Annotated in this window: 16 protein-coding genes and 4 pseudogenes; 12 read left to right on the forward strand and 8 right to left on the reverse strand. The window is 24.5% G+C overall.

From position 1 onward, the window contains the following. Positions 1-344: 344 nt before the first annotated feature. A pseudogene (locus ACXUB0_RS08270) lies at positions 345-560 on the reverse strand (transposase); the annotation flags it as partial. 76 nt (positions 561-636) lie between these two features. On the opposite strand from ACXUB0_RS08270, the gene ACXUB0_RS08275 reads away from it, so the two are divergent. Continuing rightward, a protein-coding gene (locus tag ACXUB0_RS08275) for an IS3 family transposase (protein WP_458258365.1) occupies positions 637-1,757 on the forward strand; the annotation gives its coding sequence in 2 pieces (ribosomal slippage) (positions 637-913 and positions 913-1,757; 1,122 coding nt in all). A 28-nt stretch (positions 1,758-1,785) separates the two neighbouring features. Here ACXUB0_RS08275 and ACXUB0_RS08280 read toward each other — a convergent pair. Further along, positions 1,786-2,630, reverse strand: a pseudogene (locus tag ACXUB0_RS08280) (IS256 family transposase); the annotation flags it as partial. 996 nt (positions 2,631-3,626) lie between these two features. Here ACXUB0_RS08280 and ACXUB0_RS08285 point away from each other — a divergent pair. Both ACXUB0_RS08285 and ACXUB0_RS08290 read left to right on the forward strand, forming a co-directional pair. Beyond that, positions 3,627-4,358, forward strand: a complete 732-nt coding sequence (locus ACXUB0_RS08285) for an ABC transporter ATP-binding protein (protein ID WP_458258366.1) — start codon at positions 3,627-3,629, stop codon at positions 4,356-4,358. An 83-nt stretch (positions 4,359-4,441) separates the two neighbouring features. Then, positions 4,442-5,125 (forward strand): ABC transporter permease, encoded by a 684-nt coding sequence (locus ACXUB0_RS08290; RefSeq protein WP_458257703.1) that lies wholly within the window; start codon positions 4,442-4,444, stop codon positions 5,123-5,125. 273 nt (positions 5,126-5,398) lie between these two features. Here ACXUB0_RS08290 and ACXUB0_RS08295 read toward each other — a convergent pair whose 3' ends face one another. From ACXUB0_RS08295 to ACXUB0_RS08305, 3 genes and pseudogenes are all read right to left on the reverse strand, one after another. Further along, complete coding sequence (locus ACXUB0_RS08295) at positions 5,399-5,605, reverse strand: hypothetical protein (RefSeq protein WP_458258367.1); 207 nt, start codon at positions 5,603-5,605, stop codon at positions 5,399-5,401. 75 nt (positions 5,606-5,680) lie between these two features. Then, positions 5,681-6,539, reverse strand: a pseudogene (locus tag ACXUB0_RS08300) (ISNCY family transposase); the annotation flags it as partial. 185 nt (positions 6,540-6,724) lie between these two features. Next, complete coding sequence (locus ACXUB0_RS08305; protein WP_458258368.1) at positions 6,725-6,868, reverse strand: hypothetical protein; 144 nt, start codon at positions 6,866-6,868, stop codon at positions 6,725-6,727. Positions 6,869-7,082: 214 nt separating this feature from the next. Here ACXUB0_RS08305 and rpsF point away from each other — a divergent pair, with 214 nt between their 5' ends. The 6 genes from rpsF (at position 7,083) to dnaB (ending at position 12,391) form a co-directional block, all read left to right on the forward strand. Then, a complete protein-coding gene (rpsF, locus tag ACXUB0_RS08310; RefSeq protein ID WP_458258369.1) occupies positions 7,083-7,610 on the forward strand; it encodes a 30S ribosomal protein S6 in 528 nt (175 codons plus the stop codon). A gap of 30 nt (positions 7,611-7,640) precedes the next feature. Next, the gene (locus ACXUB0_RS08315; RefSeq protein WP_458258370.1) at positions 7,641-8,144 is read left to right on the forward strand and encodes a single-stranded DNA-binding protein; all 504 of its coding nucleotides are present in this window, start codon (positions 7,641-7,643) and stop codon (positions 8,142-8,144) included. Positions 8,145-8,156: 12 nt separating this feature from the next. Further along, positions 8,157-8,387 carry a 30S ribosomal protein S18 gene (gene rpsR / locus ACXUB0_RS08320; RefSeq protein ID WP_252320083.1) on the forward strand — a complete coding sequence of 77 codons (231 nt, stop codon included), beginning with the start codon at positions 8,157-8,159 and terminating at the stop codon, positions 8,385-8,387. Between the two features lie 188 nt (positions 8,388-8,575). After that, a complete protein-coding gene (locus ACXUB0_RS08325) occupies positions 8,576-10,573 on the forward strand; it encodes a DHH family phosphoesterase (protein WP_458258371.1) in 1,998 nt (665 codons plus the stop codon). Positions 10,574-10,604: 31 nt separating this feature from the next. Next, a complete protein-coding gene (gene rplI, locus ACXUB0_RS08330; RefSeq protein WP_458258372.1) occupies positions 10,605-11,048 on the forward strand; it encodes a 50S ribosomal protein L9 in 444 nt (147 codons plus the stop codon). A 2-nt stretch (positions 11,049-11,050) separates the two neighbouring features. Continuing rightward, entirely contained in the window at positions 11,051-12,391 is a 1,341-nt protein-coding gene (gene dnaB / locus ACXUB0_RS08335) for a replicative DNA helicase (RefSeq protein ID WP_458258373.1), read from the forward strand. Positions 12,392-12,741: 350 nt separating this feature from the next. Here dnaB and ACXUB0_RS08340 read toward each other — a convergent pair. Together ACXUB0_RS08340 and ACXUB0_RS08345 are read right to left on the reverse strand one after the other, a co-directional pair. Beyond that, a pseudogene (locus tag ACXUB0_RS08340) lies at positions 12,742-13,982 on the reverse strand (IS256 family transposase). Positions 13,983-14,242: 260 nt separating this feature from the next. Further along, positions 14,243-15,363, reverse strand: a protein-coding gene (locus ACXUB0_RS08345; RefSeq protein WP_458258374.1) for an IS3 family transposase whose coding sequence is annotated in 2 segments (ribosomal slippage) — positions 14,243-15,087 and positions 15,087-15,363 — 1,122 coding nt in all. Because the reading frame shifts where the segments join, the coding sequence is not laid out codon by codon here. A gap of 393 nt (positions 15,364-15,756) precedes the next feature. Between ACXUB0_RS08345 and ACXUB0_RS08350 the strand changes: the two genes are divergently transcribed. From ACXUB0_RS08350 to ACXUB0_RS08360, 3 genes are all read left to right on the forward strand, one after another. Continuing rightward, positions 15,757-16,023, forward strand: a complete 267-nt coding sequence (locus tag ACXUB0_RS08350; protein WP_458258375.1) for an SGNH/GDSL hydrolase family protein — start codon at positions 15,757-15,759, stop codon at positions 16,021-16,023. Between the two features lie 90 nt (positions 16,024-16,113). Beyond that, the gene (locus tag ACXUB0_RS08355; RefSeq protein WP_458258376.1) at positions 16,114-16,503 is read left to right on the forward strand and encodes a hypothetical protein; all 390 of its coding nucleotides are present in this window, start codon (positions 16,114-16,116) and stop codon (positions 16,501-16,503) included. A gap of 111 nt (positions 16,504-16,614) precedes the next feature. Beyond that, positions 16,615-17,136 carry a ferritin-like domain-containing protein gene (locus ACXUB0_RS08360; RefSeq protein ID WP_458258377.1) on the forward strand — a complete coding sequence of 174 codons (522 nt, stop codon included), beginning with the start codon at positions 16,615-16,617 and terminating at the stop codon, positions 17,134-17,136. Between the two features lie 563 nt (positions 17,137-17,699). Here ACXUB0_RS08360 and metG read toward each other — a convergent pair. Further along, positions 17,700-19,283: a methionine--tRNA ligase gene (gene metG / locus ACXUB0_RS08365; protein ID WP_458258378.1), complete on the reverse strand. Its 1,584-nt coding sequence runs from the start codon at positions 19,281-19,283 to the stop codon at positions 17,700-17,702. Between the last annotated feature and the right edge of the window lie 37 nt (positions 19,284-19,320).

Here is a 19,320-nt window from a genome sequence, read left to right on the forward strand (position 1 = left end):
TAACTCATTGCTTTAATTTCAAAGTAAATGATTTTTTATTTTGAAAGGATGAAAAAATGAATAAAAATTTACAAGAAGAATATGAACGAATTAATAAAGAATTGATAAAATAATCATTGATAAAAATCAATTTACTCCAGAAATTATTAGTAATAGAGTTAATTTAGCTCAAACTACTATTGTTGATATTAATGAAAATTTAAAAAAACAAAAGATTAGCAAATTTAAAAAAATTAGTTATTTAATATTAAAAATATTTACTTTTGGAAAAATTGATAAAAATAAAATAATTAAAGAAAAAAAGAGGCTTTTTAGAAATCTGTGTATCTTTGTTTTACAAAGTACTAGTTAAGATTAATTCTATCTTCAAATTTTATCATAAAATGAGCAATTGCTGTATTTCAATTTTGAATGGGCATTGTTCATTTTTTTGTTATATTTTCAATTGCTAAATAAAATATTTTCAATTCTTCCATATCATTAGGAAAAACTTTTTTATTTCTGATAACTTTTCGTAATTGACTATTAACAAATTCAATAGCATTTGTGGTATAAATTACTGGATGGGTTACACTTTATTGGACACTAATTACGTAGACAAGTGAACAAATTAGTGAAAAGAAAGGAAGTATAATTATGGCCAATATTAACTCATATTCAGATGAATTTAAAAAACAAATAGTAGCTTTATATCAAAGCGGTAAGTCAGTGTCTTGTCTTGCTAAAGAGTACAATGTTACAAGAGCAGCTACTTATAATTGAATTAAGCAATTTACTAATTCAGGTAGTTTTAAAACTAAAGATAATCGTTCTGTTGAAGAAAATGAATTAATTAAATTAAGAAAAGAATTAAAACAATTAAGAATGGAAAATGATATTTTAAAGCAAGCAGCACTAATAATAGGCAGAAAGTAGAAATTATTGCTAAAAATAAAGTTAAATATAAAATTCGCACAATGTGTCGTTTTTTGAAAATATCTAAATCAACATATTATTTTAACTTAAAGAAAAAAGAAAATAAAATCAAAAATAATATGTATGATGAAGCTATTATTAGTGCTTTTAAAGAAAATAAAGAAGTTTATGGTACTAGAAGATTAAAAAAAATTTTAGAAAACCAAGAAATTTATTTATCACGCAGAAAAATTAAAGAAATTATGAATAAGCATAATTTAATATCAAAATACACTAAATTATCATTCAAAAATCATCATAATAAAGTCAATAATAGTCAAATAACCAATCTTGTTAATAGAAACTTTAATAATAGGGTTAAAAATGAAGTTATTGTTAGTGATTTAACTTACGTTCAAGTTAATGGTAAATGAAACTATATTTGCCTATTAATAGACCTATTTAACCGCGAAATTATTGGACATAGTGTTGGAGTTAAAAAAGATGCATTACTAGTATATCAAGCATTTATGCAATCAAATCGCTGTTTAAAAGATATCCAAATATTTCATAGTGATCGAGGTAATGAATTTAACAATAAAATTATTAATAATCTTTTATTAGCATTCAATATTACTCGATCTTTAAGCAAAAAAGGTTGTCCTTATGATAATGCTGTTGCTGAAGCAACTTTTAAAACTTTCAAAACTGAATTTATTAATGATAAAAATTTTACATCATTAATCCAATTAAAATTAGAATTATTTGATTATATCAATTGATACAACAACATAAGAATCCACAGCATTTTAAACTACTTAACTCCTATCAAATATCAAGAACAAGTGTCTACCAAAAAATAGTCCTAAAAAGTGTTGCCATTCCATGAGATTTTCTATGCTTATATGAGACATATTTCAAACTATTTCTAATTTGATGAACGATGCATAATTGATGTTCTGTTTTAGGATAAACTGATTGTATTGCTTCTGACATTCCTGTTAAATTATCACTACAAGCAATAAGAATATCATTTAAGCCTCGATTTTTCATTTCTGTGAAATTGGCTAATCAAAATTTAGAACCTTCATTTTCACTAATTCATAAGCCTAAAACATCTTTTTTCCTTCTAAATCAACTCCTAAAGCTATATACACAGATTTGTTAATAATGCGTTTATCTTGTCGTATTTTAACTACTATGCAATCAAAATAAACAATCGGATAAATACTATCTAATGGTCGATTTTGCCATGCTTTTACATCATCAATAACATCATCAGTAATTTGACTAATAACACTTTCACTAATATCAGCACCATGATATAACTCTTGTAATTGCATTCTAATATCTGATAATGTCATACCTTTTGCATATAAAGAAAGAACTTGTTGATCAAAACCATCAAATCTTCTTTGTCTTTTTGCAATTATTACAGGATTAAAATTACTATTGCGATCTCGTGGTACATCAATCTCAATTTTACCTTGTTGAGTTATTAATTTTTTTGAACTTATACCATTACGAGCATTGTCACTATTACTATGTTGATTCTTATCATATCCTAAATAATTTTGCATCTCAGAATTCAACATTTTTTCTACTAATCTTTTTGTTAATTCTTTATACAAACCTCCCTCTTTAAAAACTGTTGTTAAATCTTCAGTATTTTCTAATAATAAATCTACTGCTTTTGATATTGGATCATTATTATTAATATTTTGCTTTTTAGCCATCTGTAATTCACTCTTTCTAGGTTTATTATAGAATTAATTAAACATAGTTATTTTTGTAAGTTACACAGATTACTAAACATTACCGAAAAAAATGATTTTTTTATAAAAATATCAAAAGAACTTTTTGGAAATATTAAAAAAGTAAAAGAATTATATATAAGAACCTGTTTGGAATCTTTTAAACATAATTAAACTAAAAAAGGGAATAATTATTTCTAACCTGACAGTTAATTAACATTTTATTTTCTTTGTCATTTTTTTGTTAAAAAGATTTTATCATTTGACAACTTATCGATTAAAAATTTATTTTTCAACTATAAAATAACATTTATGATATTAATTTAATCAAAAATAAGTTAAAAAAGATCCTAAACAGGTTCTTAGGAACACATGATTATATTAATAGTTTAGCAATAGGTGAAGATGGTTCTGTTTTTGCTGGAGCTAATAATCATGGTAAAATTTATAAAAGTAATGGTGTAAATGATTTTCAATTAATTAAAGAACAAAATGATGCTGGGTCAATAAAAAGTTTAGTCGTAGATACTATTGGAACTATTTTTGCTGGTTCTGATAATGGTAATATTTATCAAATTAATAGTGGAAGTATGTATTCTAAAATTTTAAATACAGGTCATGAAATTAAACGATTAATTATTGATAGAGATGGTGTTTTGTTCGCTGGTGTTGATTCAAATCAAATATATAAAAAAGTAAAAAAAATCATCTATTTTTTGCAATATGTTAGGAATAGATAATGATAATGAACATATTCTTGCCTTAACAATTAATTCAGAAAATACTTTATATGCTGCAGGAACTGAAGGAATTTTGTATTCAAATAAAAATTTTAAGTAACATTTTAAATGTTACTTAAAATTAAATATATTAAAAAAAATTTAATTAAAAAAAATGTTGGTTCTTATGATATAAAATTAGATTTTTTTAATGCTATACTTATTTATAAAGTTTAAAATAATATGAAAGGAAGAAATTATGAAAGTAATTAAGGTTAAAAATATTACGAAATCGTATAATGGTAATGTTGTACTCGGACCTATTAATTTAGAAATTGAGAGTGGTAGTTCTGTTGCTATTTTTGGTGCTAATGGTGCTGGTAAAACCACATTATGTGAGATTATTAGTAATACTAAAAATGCAAGTACAGGAGAAATTGAATATAACTTTAATAAAAAAGATATTCCATATGTTGTTGGAATAAATTTTCAAGATCAAGTTTATCCTAACTTTATAACAGTTAAAGAATTAATAAATTTTTATCATAAGATTTATTTAGATAAAATAAAACCCGAAATTTTTAATAGTATGTTAGATAAGTTTCAATTAAAAGAATTATACAAACGTAAAGTAAATAGTTTATCGGGTGGTCAAAGACAAAGAGTTAATTTATTTTTATCATTATTTCATCAACCAAAAATTTATATTGGTGATGAGATTTCAACTGGTTTAGATGTTAAAACAAGAATTGATATTATTAATTTTTTACAAGAACAAATTAGTTTGAATAACATTACTTTAATTTTAGTTAGTCATAACTTAGATGAAATCCAAGCTTTATGTAAACGTATTATTTTTTTAAAGGATGGTCAAATTATTGATGATACTACTGTTGTTGAAGTTACTAAAAAATATGGTTCATTATTAAAATATTATTTAGAAAAAACAGAAACACCATTAGAAATAACTACGAGAAAGGAAAAAAAATAATGCTAGCAATGTTTCAATTATTATTTGGTTATTTTAAGAAATCTTTCCATAGTATTTTCTTTGGCTTTATTTTCCCTATTATTATGTTAACAATTTTAGTTGCTGTATTAACACCCGGTAACCCAAATGTTGCACAAACAGTATTACCGGGGTTAGTGATGTCAGCTTCACCAGTATTAGGAATTGTTACTTTATCAATGACATATTCTGATTTTAAACAATCAATAATTATTAAAAGAATTGGTGCAACACCATTAAAACCATGACAATTTATTAGTAGTATTTTAATATTTCATGTTATTTTAATTTTTATTGGTAGTTTTTGAACATTAGGAATTGGTGCAGCTTTATATCATAATCAGATTAATTGAGAACTAATTAATTGAGGTTATATATTACTAGCAATTCTGCTTTCATCAATTATGTGTTCAGCAGTAGGAATAATGGTTGGTATTCTTGCTTCTGATTTTAAAATTGCTAATGCTTTTGCTTTATTATTATATTTGCCAACATCATTTTTATCGGGTCAATATATTCCGTATGTAGCCATTAAAGGACAACCAGTTTTAGTTATTATTGCTAAAATTATTCCTTTTTCTTATCCTGTTTCTATTATGAATAGAGGATGAAATAATTATGGTACTCCAAATGATTTAATCAATGCAGCACTTTTTGATAATTACTGAATACCAATTTTAGTTAGTTTACTTTGAATTGGAGCATTAATATTTGGAGCAATTATGGCTTATAAATATCGACGAAAATAAATTAATCTATAATAATAAAAATAGTTACCATTTTGATAACTATTTTTATTTCAATCAACAACTAGCAAACTTAAATCTACTGTAAGAACCTGTTTAGGATCTTTTTTAACTTATTTTTGATTAAATTAATATCATAAATGTTATTTTATAGTTGAAAAATAAATTTTTAATCGATAAGTTGTCAAATGATAAAATCTTTTTAACAAAAAAATGACAAAGAAAATAAAATGTTAATTAACTGTCAGGTTAGAAATAATTATTCCCTTTTTTATTTTAATTATGTTTAAAAGATTCCAAACAGGTTCTAAGAAAATCAAATAGTGAAATAAATATAGATGTTAATAAAATTAATAATGCAACTTTAAATAATTTATTAATAAATCCGAATAAATCAAACTTACCACAAATGTAAAAACGATAGATTGCAATTACAATTTCTTTTATATTTAAAATCAATTTTAGGTCACCAAATTTGCTCATATACAAATGATTTAAAAATTTATATGGTTTAGTATTCACAAAATGTAAATCTTATATAACTTTAATTAGGAATTATTAATATCCATATCTTCAAGGATGATTTTTATTGGGTATATAAACTTTTTTAGTTTTTATTAAATTTTCTTTGATAATTGGTTTTAAAGCTATTTCTTTTAGTTCATACATTTGATTATTGTAACTAAGATATAAGTCATTAATAAATGATTTAAGTACAATTACATCAGTTCTAGGTTGTATATATTGAACTTTGTTATTTTTATAAGGAAAATATTTTTTACTATAATATGTTATAGTTGAACCACTATCTGTTTTTCTTTTAGAAAATCTTGAAAGATAAATATTTATTTCTTCTTGTGTAGGAGCTTTAATCATAGCAGATTTATTATCATCAATAGGAAAAGCAAACTGTTTATTAAAAAAGTTTATGTACGTTTTAAGAAATTGATTAGCTTCTTCTAAAGTTTTAATTTTATTAAGTCTTAGTTCGCTAATTAATCGACTTTGAAGTGTTCCAAATAAGCGTTCAATTCGACCTTTAGCTTGTGGAATTGAAGTTCTAATTATTTCAACACCCAAATCATTACAGCATTTTTTAAATTGAGTATAAGTGTCATTTTCTGTGTTTATTTTACCCGCATCGATTTTTTTCTTATATCCAAAAACTGTTCTGTTATCAGTATAAAATGCTTTTGGTATGCCATATTTAGTTAAAATTTGATAAAAGACATTATAATAACCATCTAATGTTTCTTGATGATCAAATCATAGCCCGACAAATATTGCTTGTAGCATCATCAATTGCAGCATGTAAAAATGCTTTTGGTTTATCATTACCAAATTAATGATGATTACTTGCATCCATTTGAATTAATTCACCAAAATTTGTTCTACGATTTCTTGTTGGATGTAAGAACCTGTTTAGGATCTTTTTTAACTTATTTTTGATTAAATTAATATCATAAATGTTATTTTATAGTTGAAAAATAAATTTTTAATCGATAAGTTGTCAAATGATAAAATCTTTTTAACAAAAAAATGACAAAGAAAATAAAATGTTAATTAACTGTCAGGTTAGAAATAATTATTCCCTTTTTTAGTTTAATTATGTTTAAAAGATTCCAAACAGGTTCTAATAGTTAAGTTAAGTTTACTTTTAGCTTGATGCTTAGATAATTTTTTAATAGTAATGTCGTTTATAATCTTATATTTATATTTTTCTTTCATAGTCATGCTTCTTTCCATATTTATCACCAAGTATATTTAACTTCACTTTTGGGAAATTTTTACTCGATAACTAATAGGAAATTATCACTAAATAATGACATTTTTGTTATTTTTCCTTTACTTTAAAGGTAATTACGTTATAATATTGTATGAGTCAAATATTTAAAAATCAAACTTAATATATTTACTCCTTGCTCATCAGAGCCATTGCCCAAAAGGAGGTCTTCGAACATTGGAAGATTTAAAACAAAAGCATAATTATGAAATTATGTACATCGTTGATGATCAAAATCAAGAAAAAGCACAATTAATTAAAAAAGAATTTTGTGAAATTTTAACTAAAAATGCTGGAAAAATTACTAAAGAACAAGATTCTATTCGTCAATTTGCTTATCCTATTAACAAAAAAGTTAAGGGTCATTATTTTATTATTGAAGTGTTAACTTCGCCAGAAAACATTGCTAACTTTAATCGTGTAGCTTTAAATAAACAAAGACAATTAGACGTAATGCGTTTTTTGGTTATTAATTTAGATAGTGAAAAAATTAATAAGTTTAAACCAAAACGCCAAGTAGAATCTAGTTCTTTCTCTAGACCAACAAGACCAGGAAATCGTCCTTCTTATAATCGTGATGAAAATGGTGAAAGAAAACCAAGACCAATCGCTGGTACTGAGTCATCTTATCGTACAAAAACTAATTACCAAAATTCAAAAATAAATACTAATAATAATGCATCGAATACTGAACAAAAAGATTAATAAAATCTAAGTTAAAAGTGAGGATAAAAAATGAATATTGTTACATTAATTGGTAGAATCACTCGTGATTTAAAGTTACATCAAACTTCAACAGGAAAACCTTTTACTTTTTTTACACTTGCAGTTAATAATATTCAAAATCAAGCTGATTATATTTCGTGTGTGGCTTGAAATAAAGTTGCTGAAAATATGACTAATTATTTAGTTAAAGGTTCTTTAATTTCAGTTTCAGGAAGACTGTCAGTAAGAAAATCAACAGATCAGAATGGAAAAGAACTATATATTACTGAAGTGGTTGCACAAACTGTTACTTTTTTAGATAATCGTAAAAAAGATAGTAGTGGTAATAACACTAATATTAATTATTCAAAACCAAGAGATGAGAATAAAATTCATTTAGATGATGCTTTTAAAAGTCCTAATTATAGTACTGATATTGCCTTTACTAATAATAATCAGCTTCAAGAAAAAGAAGCGGCTATTCAAAATATAGAATTTGATGAAGAAGATATCATTTGAGATTTAAATAATTAAAGGAGGATAATTATGAACACTGGTAAACCAAGAAATTTTACAAGAAGAAAATCTTGTTTTATTACTAAAAATAATATTACTTATATTGATTATAAAGATATTGAATTACTAAGTAAATTTATGGGTAATAATAACAAAATTTTGCCAGCAAGAACAACAGGTACTAATCCAAAGTATCAACGTTTAATTGCTAAAAATATAAAACGTGCCCAAATCATGGGATTATTAAAATATTCAAGATAAAAAAATTGAGTAAGTTTACAAATCTTACTCAATTTTTATTTATTTTTATCTTAAAAATATTTTATTTTAAATAATAGTTTAAAATTAAAATAAAAAGACTTTAATAGTATTATATTACATAAAAGATAATGGCTGTTTTTAATATTAGTGTTATAGTATAATTAATAATATTAGAAGGAAGTGACAAAGTGTTCAAATCGTTAAGAAATTATCATTTAATAATGATTGTTTGATTAGTAATTGAAATTTTAATTGGCTTGACTTATTTTATTGTTAATATTGAGACAGCAGAACAAGTGGTCACTATTACTGTAATTTTAAGTTTAGTTTTAGGTAATTTTATTATTGTTTGTCTTTATATTTTTCTATTTAGTTTATGAATTCGTCATCGTTATATTAACACAGCTGAAATCATAAAATTAAATAATGCACAAGCTTTAACTTTTGGTAGTGTTGGTATGATTGTTTTAGATAGTGATTTATCAATTATGTGAGTAAGTGAATTTTTAGAAGATAAAGGTTTAGGTAGATTAATTGGAAAATCAATTGTTAAACTATCAAGAGATTTAGAACAATTAATTAGTAATAATATTACTCAAATTACACTTAAAATTGAAGATATGCTTTATGATGCTATTTATTTAGTACAAACTAGAACAATTTTGTTACAAGAAACAACTAAATATCATTTCTTATATAATAAATTGCAGCAAGAAAAATTAGTTTTTGGTGTAATTAGTATTGATAATTTTTATAATTCTTTACAAAAATTAAGAGTTGAGAATCAAATTCGTGTTGAAGCATTTATTAAAACTGAATTAAATGATTTTGCTAATAATTATTCAGGTTTATTATTAGGTAATATTGAAGATGGTTACAATATTTTGCTTTATCAAAATGAATTTAATAAAGCAAGAAATGATAACTTTCTACTTATTAAAAATATTCGAGAAGGTGTTAAAAAATTTAAAGCAGATATTACGTTATCTGCTGGTTTCTCTTATGGTAATGCTATTAGTAAAGATCTATATGATTTGGCTATTGAAAGTAAAGAGTTAGCAGTTTATCGTGGTGGTGATCAAGTAGTTATTCGTGAATTTGGTGGTAATACAGTTTTTATTGGAGGTACTATTGAAGCAAAACAATCAGAATCTAAAATTAATATTAGAATGTTTGCACAATCATTATATAATGAAATAAAATTAGCAGAAAACATTTTAGTTATGGGACATGCGGCTGCTGATTTTGATAGTATTTCTTCAGGAACAGCTATTATTGAAATTGCTAAAAGCTTAAATAAAAGTGCTCATTATGTTATTAATCAAAATGAAGTTGATGAAAAAACATTAAAAATTCTTCATGAACTTGTTCCTGAAAGTTATATTAGTCGTAATTTTATTACAGGTAAACAAGCACTTAAATTTCTTCATGCAAATACTTTATTAATTGTTGTTGATACTCATAATCCACAACGTGTTGATAGTCCTGATTTATTAAGTAAAGCTGTAAAAATTATTATTATTGATCATCATCGTGTTTCTGATGAATCAATTAGTAGCACCATTACTTCTTATATTGATGCAGGAACTTCTTCAACAGCTGAAGCAATGACAGAAATTATTTATTATAATGATTTTAATAATATTGAATCAGAATTTTTATGAAATATAATGTTTGCAGGTATTTTAATTGATACTAATAATTTCCAAGTAAGAACAACAAGAAGAACTTTTGAAGCCTGTGGATTATTAACTGATTGAGGAGCTTCTCCTTCTAAAGTTAAAGGATTATTGAAAAATAGTTTAAATGAACTAATTGATAAATTTGCTTTAATTAGTCACGCCCAAGAAATTAAAAAAGGATTTTTAGTTGCTGTTGGTGATGAAAACTTAGAAGTACATACTTCATATTTAGCCCAAATTTCAGAAATGTTGTTAGAATTACGTGATTGTAAAGCATCATTTACTATTGCTTATGATCGTCAAGGACGTGCTTGTTTATCAGCACGAAGCAACGGTGAAATAAATGTTCAAATTATTTGTGAAAACTTAGGTGGTGGTGGTCACTTTAGTGCTGCTGCTGTCCAAAGTAGTAAATTGGGAATTAGAGCATTGTATGATGAATTGGTAAAATTAATTGAAAGTGGCGTATATCAAAGCGAGAGTGCTACTACTGAAAGGTATTAAAATTATTAAAATAGAAAGTGAGATGTTTACAATGAAAGTTGTCCTTTTAACGGATGTTAAAAATTATGGTAAAAAAGGTGAAGTTGTTAGTGTTAGTGATGGTTATGGTAAAAATTATTTATTACCAAGAAAATTAGCTGTAATTGCTACATCAGAAGCATTAAAAATTAATCAAAAAGTAATTGAAAATAAAAAAATACAACGAGAAATGGAATTAGAAGATTTACAAAAAATTAAAGAACAATTAGTTTTAATTACTTTACAATTTAAATTAAAAAGTAATAATGGTAAAATTTCTGGTGCTATTTCTTCAAAACAAATTTGTGAACAACTAGTGCAAAAATTTAACATTAAAATTGATAAACATAAATTTGTTAAATTTAATCCTATTAATGAATTAGGTATAACTAACATTAATATTAAATTAGATGTTACAATTATTGCACAATTAAAGGTTGAAGTTTTAGGAGAATAATTATGTCTAACAATGGTCAATATATAAATAATGCAGAAGTTAATGTTTTAAGTGCGATGATTCAATCATCACCAGCATGTGAAAGTGCATTAAATTTATTGGCACCACATGATTTTACAATTAATTCTAATCAAATTATTTTTAAAACAATTACCAATCTTTATAAAAATAATTCTGGTATTGATATAACAACTATTGCCGAAGAATTAGTTAAGCAAAATAATTTGGATAAAATTGGTGGAATTGAATATTTATCTTCTTTAGTGGCTCAATATATTACTGATGCTAATTTAAAAGAACACATTGATATTTTGATTGAAAGAACTACTAAACGACAATTAGAAAATGCTTTAAAAAATATAGGTAAAGAGTTACAAAGTGAAAAGTCAATTAATGAAGTTTTAATTGCTGCTGAAGCTCAAATTGTACAAGTAAGTAGTGAACGTAATCATGAAGAGATGTTGCCAATTAGTGAACACATTGATGATGTGGTAACTAAAATTGAACAACTACAAAAATCAACAGTTAATATTACTGGTACAAGTTCAGGTATTAACAATTTGGATATGATTACTAGTGGTTTTCAGCGAGGTGACTTAATTATTTTAGCAGCTAGACCTTCAATGGGGAAAACCGCCTTAGCACTTAATTTTGCTTTAAATGCTGCTAATGAACAAGATAATAAAAACGATGTTGTTGTTATTTTTTCATTAGAAATGCCAAAAGATCAATTAATTACAAGAATGATTTCTTGTCAAGGACATTTTGATGCTAATCGTTTACGTAATAAGTCTAAATTTACACAGGCTGATTGAAATCGTATTAGTGCTACTGCTGAGCAATTGAAACAAAAAAGAATTATTATTGATGATACACCTGGTTTAAGAGTTTTAGAGTTACAAACTAAATTAAGAAAATTAAGTCGTGAAAATAGAATTAAGTTAGTAATTATTGATTATTTACAGTTATTAACTGGTAGAGATAGTGAATCACGTCAACAAGAAGTTTCAAATATTTCTCGTAGTTTAAAAATTTTGGCAAGAGAATTAAGAGTACCAATTGTTTGTTTATCACAATTATCAAGAATGGTGGAGAGACGTGAAGAAAAACGTCCTTTAATGTCTGATTTACGTGAGTCAGGGGCTATTGAACAAGATGCTGATATAATTATGTTTTTATATCGTGATGATTATTATAAGGAAAAAAATAGTGAAGAAACAACAAGTTCACAAGAAAGTAATCTTGCTGAAATTCTTATTTCTAAACATCGAAATGGCCCAACAGGAAAAGTAGTAACTGTTTTTATTCCAAAATGAGGTAAGTTTGAAAATTATACAGGATAAAAATAATAAAAAACCTAAAATTAAATTTTAGGTTTTTTTTAAAAGAAGTTAATAAATTAAATTAATTAGTTTTTATTATCCTTCTGGATTTAAACTTTTAAATAGTTTTCCTTTATTATCACTAATTTTAGTTCCAGCGTAAACAGTGCCATTGACATTTAATAAACTATGTACTTCACCCCCACTGCTACTTCAACTAAAAATACCAATTGCTACTGTATAGACAACTTTAAATAATCTTCCTTTACCATCAGTAGTTTTTGTTCCAACAAAGATTGTATTATTGTCATTAACTAGACTTAAAACTTCGAGGCTTTTTAGAAATCTGTGTATCTTTGTTTTACAAAGTACTAGTTAAGATTAATTCTATCTTCAAATTTTATCATAAAATGAGCAATTGCTGTATTTCAATTTTGAATGGGCATTGTTCATTTTTTTGTTATATTTTCAATTGCTAAATAAAATATTTTAAAAACTGACATATCATTAGGAAAAACTTTTTTATTTCTGATAACTTTTCGTAATTGACTATTAACAGATTCAATAGCATTTGTGGTATAAATTACTCTTTTAATTTCTGTTGGATAACTAATAAAAACTATCAAATTTTCTCAATTTTTATATCAAGATTTAGCAATTTGAGGATATTGTTTATTTCACTTATTTTCAAATGTTTCTAAAGCCTGCATTGCTTGTTCTTCACTACATGCAGTATAAATTGGTTTTAAATCTGCAACTAGAGATTTTCTATGCTTATATGAGACATATTTCAAACTATTTCTAATTTGATGAACGATGCATAATTGATGTTCTGTTTTAGGATAAACTGATTGTATTGCTTCTGACATTCCTGTTAAATTATCACTACAAGCAATAAGAATATCATTTAAGCCTCGATTTTTCATTTCTGTGAAATTGGCTAATCAAAATTTAGAACCTTCATTTTCACTAATTCATAAGCCTAAAACATCTTTTTTACCTTCTAAATCAACTCCTAAAGCTCTATATACACAGATTTGTTAATAATGCGTTTATCTTGTCGTATTTTAACTACTATGCAATCAAAATAAACAATCGGATAAATACTATCTAATGGTCGATTTTGCCATGCTTTTACATCATCAATAACATCATCAGTAATTTGACTAATAACACTTTCACTAATATCAGCACCATGATATAACTCTTGTAATTGCATTCTAATATCTGATAATGTCATACCTTTTGCATATAAAGAAAGAACTTGTTGATCAAAACCATCAAATCTTCTTTGTCTTTTTGCAATTATTACAGGATTAAAATTACTATTGCGATCTCGTGGTACATCAATCTCAATTTTACCTTGTTGAGTTATTAATTTTTTTGAACTTATACCATTACGAGCATTGTCACTATTACTATGTTGATTCTTATCATATCCTAAATAATTTTGCATCTCAGAATTCAACATTTTTTCTACTAATCTTTTTGTTAATTCTTTATACAAACCTCCCTCTTTAAAAACTGTTGTTAAATCTTCAGTATTTTCTAATAATAAATCTACTGCTTTTGATATTGGATCATTATTATTAATATTTTGCTTTTTAGCCATCTGTAATTCACTCTTTCTAGGTTTATTATAGAATTAATTAAACATAGTTATTTTTGTAAGTTACACAGATTACTAAACATTACCAAATACACTAAATTATCATTCAAAAATCATCATAATAAAGTCAATAATAGTCAAATAACCAATCTTGTTAATAGAAACTTTAATAATAGGGTTAAAAATGAAGTTATTGTTAGTGATTTAACTTACGTTCAAGTTAATGGTAAATGAAACTATTGGAATGGCAACACTTTTTAGGACTATTTTTTGGTAGACACTTGTTCTTGATATTTGATAGGAGTTAAGTAGTTTAAAGTGCTGTGGATTCTTATGTTGTTGTATCAATTGATATAATCAAATAATTCTAATTTTAATTGGATTAATGATGTAAAATTTTTATCATTAATAAATTCAGTTTTGAAAGTTTTAAAAGTTGCTTCAGCAACAGCATTATCATAAGGACAACCTTTTTTGCTTAAAGATCGAGTAATATTGAATGCTAATAAAAGATTATTAATAATTTTATTGTTAAATTCATTACCTCGATCACTATGAAATATTTGGATATCTTTTAAACAGCGATTTGATTGCATAAATGCTTGATATACTAGTAATGAATCTTTTTTAACTCCAACACTATGTCCAATAATTTCGCGGTTAAATAGGTCTATTAATAGGCAAATATAGTTTCATTTACCATTAACTTGAACGTAAGTTAAATCACTAACAATAACTTCATTTTTAACCCTATTATTAAAGTTTCTATTAACAAGATTGGTTATTTGACTATTATTGACTTTATTATGATGATTTTTGAATGATAATTTAGTGTATTTTGATATTAAATTATGCTTATTCATAATTTCTTTAATTTTTCTGCGTGATAAATAAATTTCTTGGTTTTCTAAAATTTTTTTTAATCTTCTAGTACCATAAACTTCTTTATTTTCTTTAAAAGCACTAATAATAGCTTCATCATACATATTATTTTTGATTTTATTTTCTTTTTTCTTTAAGTTAAAATAATATGTTGATTTAGATATTTTCAAAAAACGACACATTGTGCGAATTTTATATTTAACTTTATTTTTAGCAATAATTTCTACTTTCTGCCTATTATTAGTGCTGCTTGCTTTAAAATATCATTTTCCATTCTTAATTGTTTTAATTCTTTTCTTAATTTAATTAATTCATTTTCTTCAACAGAACGATTATCTTTAGTTTTAAAACTACCTGAATTAGTAAATTGCTTAATTCAATTATAAGTAGCTGCTCTTGTAACATTGTACTCTTTAGCAAGACAAGACACTGACTTACCGCTTTGATATAAAGCTACTATTTGTTTTTTAAATTCATCTGAATATGAGTTAATATTGGCCATAATTATACTTCCTTTCTTTTCACTAATTTGTTCACTTGTCTACGTAATTAGTGTCCAATAAAGTGTAACCCATCCATTTTAAAACATATAATTGGTGATAGAACTTATAATATTGATATATATACAAAAATGGTTAATTTTAAATGCTATCAAATAAATACTGCCATCCAGTTATTATAAATTAAAATTAAAGATTTTAAAAAAACCAAAAATAAAATAAAACTTATTAAAGTAATTATTAATAAGAATTTTTGAATTATAAAAGTAAGTATTATTATTGACTAATATTTTACAAGTGTTAAGATTAACATACAATTGCATATTGAAGTCAAAATTATTCTCGTCTAACTTTATAATTTTAAGACAAATTTGAATATTATTGACAACATCGGTATGCTCCCTAGTATTTTAGCGAAAAAACTAGGAACAGAACTATTACCAGCTTGATATCAAAAAGGTAATAACTATGCTGTAGGTGGAGCACAAGCCGGACAAAATCATAGTTGAGAATATCAATTATTCTTAAATCATTATTCTATTGACCACCAAGCTAATCAATTATTAAAAGATCATAAAATACAAAAAAATGATGATATTTTTATTGAAATAGGTGGTAATGATCTGCTTTCTGCTATGGATGAAAATTCAACAGCAAAATAAAAGTCAATTATTAATAATGCAATAACAACTGAATTTGAAACTGTTGATACATTAATTAATGCTGGTGCTCAAAATTTAATAATTGCCAATGTGCCTAACATTAGTAATATTCCAAAATATGTTAATGAAAAACAATCTGTTAAAGAAGTAGCAAACCACTTATCAAATGAATATAATAACAAATGAAATGATAAAATTACTGAATTAATGAAAAATAATTCTGATATTAATATCAGACCGTTTGACTTAGAAACTAATTTTAGTGATTTATTATCTGAAGCACAAGAAATAGGAAAAAATATTACTAATGAATCAATAAAATGATCAATTCCCGGTTTAGCTTTAAATTTAAATCCAAGATATATTGATGGAACAACTCCAGAAACTATTAATAATAATTTTTTCTTTGATTATGTTCACCCAAATAAATGAGCACATGATCAAATTGGTCTTGAACTATTCACTGAACTTACTTCATAAAAAATGTAACACAAACAATTAATTAACAATATTTTTATTCTTAATTTATTTTAATATATATAGTATTAAAGTAGTATAATACATATAAAGCCAAGAAAGAAGGTGTATTTAATGATTAAAAAGATTAACGATGATCTAAATGATTATATTAGTGAACATCTAAAATATCAAATGCTTAGTTTTAAATTAAGTAATGATGCAAATCAAAAAGGATATCCTGGGTTTGCACGCTTCTTCCAAGTAGAAGCAGCTGATGCTGTTGTTCATATTCGTAAAATTTGTAACTATTTAATGGATCAAGATGCTCAAGTTGAAATTAAAGACATTAAAGTTCCAACTTTTACTACAAAAAACATTGAAGAAACATTAAAAAAATTAAAATCTACTAAAGAAGAATTACTTGATTTTACTAATAAACTTGTTAAAAGTGCTCGTGAAAATAATGATAATTTAACTGCGAAATTTTATGACTGATTCTTAATTGATTTCTATGAAGAAATTGCTTATGAAAAAGACTTATTGGATTGAATTGCAATGTCTAATAGTAACCTTTATAAAATTGACAAACGTTTACTAAAAACTGAAGAGCCAGATACTTTAAAAGTTATTGTTCCATTTTATGAACCCGAATAAATTTCATATTTAACTCTTAATTTTCACCAAAAATGTATAAAAAAATTATACATTTTTTATTTTTTTATAAAAATTTGTTGTATTTTTTTGTTTTTCTTCTACTTGATAGTTTAAACTGTATTTAATATTTCTGCTTTTGTTTCCAAAGGTAATTGAGATTCTATTAAGCCCCTATTCTCTCATTTTTGTTTGCTTGCATTTTTTTGATTGTTCTGATAAAGGTTGCTGTAACTCTGGAATTTCAGTACTTATTAATTTTCATACTTCATTTAAAGATGTTAATTTTATTTCTTCTTCATTTAATTTATTTTTAATTTTTTGTTCTTCTTTTTTTTGATCTTGTCAACTAGGTTTCTCATTTTCTTCATTTATTTCGGTTTGGATTTCAATACTTACTAATTTTGATTGATTAATTGTTCTTAAAGTCTCCTAAATTTTTTCCTTTTTTTTCTCTAATTGCATTTTCTATTATTTCTTACAGTAATTGGTATTTCTCCAATTCATACAAAATGAATTGAATATTTATTATCTATAACTGGCATTTTTTTAATAACTCTTATATTTTATTTAAATGCATTGTTTAAAAATGATAATTCATCTTCAATATTTAATCTTGGAAATAATAATTCTTTTTTATTAACAGATTTATTAAAAACTTCATTCAAGTTAATATTGACTATTGGTTTAGTAATTTTTAAGACACCCAATTGTTCATGAATTTTTAATGAACTATTAACCAAAATTGGACTTAATAAAGCACTACTAATAATTAAAATATTTGCTAATAAATTTAAAATATTATGTAATTCAATAGTTTTATTATTTTTATGTAAATCTCATGGTTTTGTTAAATCAATTAATTTATTACCACTAGTTATTAATTTAAAAACGACATTAATTGCTTCATGAATTTGATACTCATCCATTTCAATATTAAAATCATTAATAGTACTTTTAATAATTTTAATTATTTCTATTGCTTCTGGTTGTAGCTTATTTAAATTAACTTTGGGAATTTTACCATCACAATATTTAATGATCATTGTAACTGTTCGCGAAAGCAAATTACCTAAATCATTAACAAGATAAGAGTTATAACAATTTAAAAATAATTCATGACTATATTTTGCATCATGACCAATAATAATTTCTTTCATTAAAAAAAACCGTAATCCATCGGTACCATAACGATTTACTAATACTAAAGGATCAATAACATTACCTTTTGATTTTGACATTTTTCCTTCTTCATTAGTAATTCAACCGTGGGCCAAAATTCGATTTGGTTGTCTCAAGTTTAATGCCATTAATAAAATTGGCCAATAAATCATATGAAAACGACTAATTTCTTTACCAACTAAATTCACAATTTCACAATTTGAATCTAGTCAAAATTTTTTAAAATTAATGTCATCATCTTGTAAATAACCTAATCCTGTTAAATAATTACTTAATGCATCAATTCAAACATAAATAACATGTTTTGGATCTTCTAATACTGGTACCCCCCAAGTAAAACTCGTTCTAGTAACACTTAAATTTTCTAAACCTGGCGTAATAAAATTATTAATCATTTCCGTTTTACGATTAAGTGGTCATAAAAATAATGGATGTTCATCATAATATTTTAATAATTGTTTAGTATATTTTTCCAATTTTAAAAAATATGATGGTTCTGATAAAGTAGTAATATTACCTTGACATATTTTACATGTATTATTAGTTTTATTAATTTGGCTATCTGTCAAAAATTCTTCACAAGAAATACAATATGACCCTTCATATTTTCCCAAATAAATATCATTTTGTTTTAATAATTTGCTAAATATTTTTTTAACACTTAAAATATGATTTTTATTAGTTGTTCTAATAAATTTATCATAATCAATATTTAATTTTTTTCATAAATTCTTAAACCCAATAACAATATCATCAACAAATTTTTGTGGAGTTTGTTTATTTTCATCCGCCTTTTTAGCAATTTTTTGACCATGTTCATCACTTCCAGTTAAAAAGAATACTTCATAACCTTGCATTTTCTTATAGCGAGCTAAAACATCAGCAATAATTGTTGTATAAGCATGTCCCAAGTGTAATTTAGCACTAGGATAATAAATAGGGGTAGTAATATAAAATTTTTTTGTCATTATTTGCTCCTAAATTTAATAATTATAATTTTACATT

The sequence above is a fragment of the Spiroplasma endosymbiont of Dactylopius coccus genome, from assembly GCF_977110965.1.